Genomic DNA, 559 nt, shown 5'->3' on the forward strand with positions numbered 1-559 from the left:
ACGGAAATATTCTGGTAGAAGATAAGCGGATCCGGCTTCCCAAATTAAAATGGATCTCCATGAAAAAACACAGGGAGCCTGCAGAAAACTGCTGTCTGAAATCAGTGACAGTCAGTATGGAGCCGTCCGGAAAGTATTTTGCAAGTCTGCTGTATGAAGGATACAGCTGCGAAAACCAAGCAGCAGATGAAGATTACAGCAATGCCAAAATACTGGGGATTGATTATGCGATGCAGGGGATGGCAGTGTTTTCAGAAGAGATTGAACTTGAAAAAGCAGGATTCTTCAGAAGAAATGAAAAAAGGCTGGCAAGGGAGCAGCGTAAACTGTCGAGATGTGTAAAAGAAAGCCGCAATTATGTGCGGCAGAAAAAGAAAGTTGCCAGGTGCCATGAAAAAATACGAAACCAGAGAAAGGATTATCTGCATAAACTGAGCCGCAGGATCACAGACCAGTACGATATAGTCGCGGCAGAAGATATTGATATGAAAGCAATGGGCCAGTGCCTGCACTTTGGGAAAAGTGTACAGGATAATGGATACGGGATGTTCCGGAATAT

General features: G+C 43.8%; 1 protein-coding gene. It reads left to right on the forward strand.

The genetic code is table 11. The features are described 5' to 3' along the window. Positions 1 to 559: RNA-guided endonuclease InsQ/TnpB family protein (locus G4417_RS16570; RefSeq protein WP_173684243.1), on the forward strand; the 559-nt coding region annotated here is incomplete at both ends.

It is taken from the genome of Blautia wexlerae, from assembly GCF_013300825.1.
In the GTDB taxonomy this organism is placed as follows: Bacteria; Bacillota; Clostridia; order Lachnospirales; family Lachnospiraceae; genus Blautia_A; species Blautia_A wexlerae_B.